Consider the following 5,199-nt stretch of genomic DNA (forward strand, 5'->3'; position numbering starts at 1 on the left):
AACACAGTGGACGCGAGCAACTGAGGACAAGCCCTCGGCCTATTAGTACCGGTCAACTCCACACGTTACCGTGCTTCCATATCCGGCCTATCAACCCAGTCGTCTACTGGGAGCCTTACCCTCTCTAGGAGGTGGGAGCCCTCATCTCGAAGCAGGCTTCCCGCTTAGATGCTTTCAGCGGTTATCCCTCCCGAACGTAGCCAACCAGCCATGCCCTTGGCAGAACAACTGGCACACCAGAGGTTCGTCCGTCCCGGTCCTCTCGTACTAGGGACAGCCCTTCTCAAGACTCCTACGCGCACAGCGGATAGGGACCGAACTGTCTCACGACGTTCTAAACCCAGCTCGCGTACCGCTTTAATGGGCGAACAGCCCAACCCTTGGGACCGACTCCAGCCCCAGGATGCGACGAGCCGACATCGAGGTGCCAAACCATCCCGTCGATATGGACTCTTGGGGAAGATCAGCCTGTTATCCCCGGGGTACCTTTTATCCGTTGAGCGACGGCGCTTCCACAAGCCACCGCCGGATCACTAGTCCCGACTTTCGTCCCTGCTCGACCCGTCGGTCTCACAGTCAAGCTCCCTTGTGCACTTACACTCAACACCTGATTGCCAACCAGGCTGAGGGAACCTTTGGGCGCCTCCGTTACCCTTTAGGAGGCAACCGCCCCAGTTAAACTACCCATCAGACACTGTCCCTGATCCGGATCACGGACCCAGGTTAGACATCCAGCACGACCAGACTGGTATTTCAACGACGACTCCACCCGAACTGGCGTCCAGGCTTCACAGTCTCCCAGCTATCCTACACAAGCCGAACCGAACACCAATATCAAACTGTAGTAAAGGTCCCGGGGTCTTTCCGTCCTGCTGCGCGAAACGAGCATCTTTACTCGTAGTGCAATTTCACCGGGCCTATGGTTGAGACAGTCGAGAAGTCGTTACGCCATTCGTGCAGGTCGGAACTTACCCGACAAGGAATTTCGCTACCTTAGGATGGTTATAGTTACCACCGCCGTTTACTGGCGCTTAAGTTCTCAGCTTCGCCCACCCGAAAGTGAGCTAACCGGTCCCCTTAACGTTCCAGCACCGGGCAGGCGTCAGTCCGTATACATCGCCTTACGGCTTCGCACGGACCTGTGTTTTTAGTAAACAGTCGCTTCTCGCTGGTCTCTGCGGCCACCCCCAGCTCTGACAGCAAGTGCCATCACCGGATGTGGCCCCCCTTCTCCCGAAGTTACGGGGGCATTTTGCCGAGTTCCTTAACCATAGTTCACCCGAACGCCTCGGTATTCTCTACCTGACCACCTGAGTCGGTTTAGGGTACGGGCCGCCATGAAACTCGCTAGAGGCTTTTCTCGACAGCATAGGATCATCCACTTCACCACAATCGGCTCGGCATCAGGTCTCAGCCACAAGTGCGACGGATTTGCCTATCGCACGGCCTACACCCTTACCCCGGGACAACCACCGCCCGGGATGGACTACCTTCCTGCGTCACCCCATCACTCACCTACTACCAGCTCGGGTCACCGGCTCCACCACTCCGACCTCGTCCGAAGACTCAGCCGACGGCTTCACGGGCTTAGCATCACTGGATTCGATGTTTGACGCTTCACAGCGGGTACCGGAATATCAACCGGTTATCCATCGACTACGCCTGTCGGCCTCGCCTTAGGTCCCGACTTACCCTGGGCAGATCAGCTTGACCCAGGAACCCTTAGTCAATCGGCGCACACGTTTCTCACGTGTGAATCGCTACTCATGCCTGCATTCTCACTCGTCAACCGTCCACAACTCGCTTACGCGGCTGCTTCACCCGGCAGACGACGCTCCCCTACCCATCCATACACCCGTTGGGGCTGTTGCATGAATGACACGACTTCGGCGGTACGCTTGAGCCCCGCTACATTGTCGGCGCGGAATCACTAGACCAGTGAGCTATTACGCACTCTTTCAAGGGTGGCTGCTTCTAAGCCAACCTCCTGGTTGTCTCTGCGACTCCACATCCTTTCCCACTTAGCGTACGCTTAGGGGCCTTAGTCGATGCTCTGGGCTGTTTCCCTCTCGACCATGGAGCTTATCCCCCACAGTCTCACTGCCGCGCTCTCACTTACCGGCATTCGGAGTTTGGCTAAGGTCAGTAACCCGGTAGGGCCCATCGCCTATCCAGTGCTCTACCTCCGGCAAGAAACACACGACGCTGCACCTAAATGCATTTCGGGGAGAACCAGCTATCACGGAGTTTGATTGGCCTTTCACCCCTAACCACAGGTCATCCCCCAGGTTTTCAACCCTGGTGGGTTCGGTCCTCCACGAAGTCTTACCTCCGCTTCAACCTGCCCATGGCTAGATCACTCCGCTTCGGGTCTTGAGCGTGCTACTCCACCGCCCTATTCGGACTCGCTTTCGCTACGGCTACCCCACCCGGGTTAACCTCGCAACACACCGCAAACTCGCAGGCTCATTCTTCAAAAGGCACGCAGTCACGAGAACAAGGCAAGCCTCGTTCCGACGCTCCCACGGCTTGTAGGCACACGGTTTCAGGTACTATTTCACTCCCCTCCCGGGGTACTTTTCACCATTCCCTCACGGTACTATCCGCTATCGGTCACCAGGGAATATTTAGGCTTAGCGGGTGGTCCCGCCAGATTCACACGGGATTTCTCGGGCCCCGTGCTACTTGGGTGTCTCTCAAACGAGCCGCTGACGTTTCGACTACGGGGGTCTTACCCTCTACGCCGGACCTTTCGCATGTCCTTCGCCTACATCAACGGTTTCTGACTCGTCTCACGGCCGGCAGACCATGAAAGAGAGATCCCACAACCCCGCATACGCAACCCCTGCCGGGTCTCACACGCATACGGTTTGGCCTCATCCGGTTTCGCTCGCCACTACTCCCGGAATCACGGTTGTTTTCTCTTCCTGCGGGTACTGAGATGTTTCACTTCCCCGCGTTCCCTCCACACTGCCTATGTGTTCAGCAGTGGGTGACAGCCCATGACGACTGCCGGGTTTCCCCATTCGGACACCCCCGGATCAAAGCTCGGTTGACAGCTCCCCGGGGCCTATCGCGGCCTCCCACGTCCTTCATCGGTTCCTGGTGCCAAGGCATCCACCGTGCGCCCTTAAAAACTTGGCCACAGATGCTCGCGTCCACTGTGCAGTTCTCAAACAACGACCAACCACCCATCACCCCGAGAAGAACTCCCGAGTGCACTGGGGCCGGCAACTGAAGGAAGTTCATTCCCTCAGACACCCAACAGCGTGCCCGACACCCTCACCTCCCGCAGTCTGCGTTCCACGCTCCGAAGAGCAGTACTAACAGCCCCGAACAGGCCGAGTGTGCCGAGTAGTCAACGTTCCACCCATGAGCAACCAGCATCAGACGTTCGCTGATGTACTGGCCTCTGACCTCGCCCCGAAGGACTCGGTAAGAAGTGCTCCTTAGAAAGGAGGTGATCCAGCCGCACCTTCCGGTACGGCTACCTTGTTACGACTTCGTCCCAATCGCCAGTCCCACCTTCGACAGCTCCCTCCCACAAGGGGTTGGGCCACCGGCTTCGGGTGTTACCGACTTTCGTGACGTGACGGGCGGTGTGTACAAGGCCCGGGAACGTATTCACCGCAGCAATGCTGATCTGCGATTACTAGCGACTCCGACTTCATGGGGTCGAGTTGCAGACCCCAATCCGAACTGAGACCGGCTTTTTGAGATTCGCTCCACCTCGCGGTATCGCAGCTCATTGTACCGGCCATTGTAGCACGTGTGCAGCCCAAGACATAAGGGGCATGATGACTTGACGTCGTCCCCACCTTCCTCCGAGTTGACCCCGGCGGTCTCCCGTGAGTCCCCAGCACCACAAGGGCCTGCTGGCAACACGGGACAAGGGTTGCGCTCGTTGCGGGACTTAACCCAACATCTCACGACACGAGCTGACGACAGCCATGCACCACCTGTACACCGACCACAAGGGGGCACCCATCTCTGGATGTTTCCGGTGTATGTCAAGCCTTGGTAAGGTTCTTCGCGTTGCGTCGAATTAAGCCACATGCTCCGCCGCTTGTGCGGGCCCCCGTCAATTCCTTTGAGTTTTAGCCTTGCGGCCGTACTCCCCAGGCGGGGCACTTAATGCGTTAGCTGCGGCACGGACAACGTGGAATGTTGCCCACACCTAGTGCCCACCGTTTACGGCGTGGACTACCAGGGTATCTAATCCTGTTCGCTCCCCACGCTTTCGCTCCTCAGCGTCAGTATCGGCCCAGAGATCCGCCTTCGCCACCGGTGTTCCTCCTGATATCTGCGCATTTCACCGCTACACCAGGAATTCCGATCTCCCCTACCGAACTCTAGCCTGCCCGTATCGACTGCAGACCCGGGGTTAAGCCCCGGGCTTTCACAACCGACGCGACAAGCCGCCTACGAGCTCTTTACGCCCAATAATTCCGGACAACGCTCGCGCCCTACGTATTACCGCGGCTGCTGGCACGTAGTTAGCCGGCGCTTCTTCTGCAGGTACCGTCACTTGCGCTTCTTCCCTGCTGAAAGAGGTTTACAACCCGAAGGCCGTCATCCCTCACGCGGCGTCGCTGCATCAGGCTTGCGCCCATTGTGCAATATTCCCCACTGCTGCCTCCCGTAGGAGTCTGGGCCGTGTCTCAGTCCCAGTGTGGCCGGTCGCCCTCTCAGGCCGGCTACCCGTCGTCGCCTTGGTGAGCCGTTACCTCACCAACAAGCTGATAGGCCGCGGGCTCATCCTTCACCGCCGGAGCTTTCCAGCCCCCAAGATGCCTTGGGAACTCGTATCCGGTATTAGACCCCGTTTCCAGGGCTTGTCCCAGAGTGAAGGGCAGATTGCCCACGTGTTACTCACCCGTTCGCCACTAATCCCCACCGAAGTGGTTCATCGTTCGACTTGCATGTGTTAAGCACGCCGCCAGCGTTCGTCCTGAGCCAGGATCAAACTCTCCGTGAATGTTTACCGGTCATCCGGTTCAACACCACGAGAGCGGAACAGCCAGGCGGAATAAGCCCGGCCGTTCACAGCGTCCTCGCTGTGTGTTTTTCAAAGGAACCTCGCCCCAGCCGAATGGCCGGAGACGGGGTATCAACATATCTGGCGTTGACTTTTGGCACGCTGTTGAGTTCTCAAGGAACGGACGCTTCCTTCGTACTCACCCTCTCGGGCTTTCCTCC

General features: G+C 58.0%; 2 rRNA genes. Both read right to left on the reverse strand.

Going from position 1 to position 5,199, the window contains the following annotated elements:
- Positions 1-22: 22 nt before the first annotated feature.
- A 23S ribosomal RNA gene (locus ACFPZJ_RS39710) occupies positions 23-3,144 on the reverse strand.
- A gap of 309 nt (positions 3,145-3,453) precedes the next feature.
- Positions 3,454-4,978: ribosomal RNA gene (locus tag ACFPZJ_RS39715) — 16S ribosomal RNA — on the reverse strand.
- The 16S and 23S rRNA genes sit together here, the layout of an rRNA operon.
- Between the last annotated feature and the right edge of the window lie 221 nt (positions 4,979-5,199).

Origin of the sequence: Streptomyces bullii (genome assembly GCF_042657145.1) — a bacterium.
In the GTDB taxonomy this organism is placed as follows: Bacteria; Actinomycetota; Actinomycetes; order Streptomycetales; family Streptomycetaceae; genus Streptomyces; species Streptomyces bullii.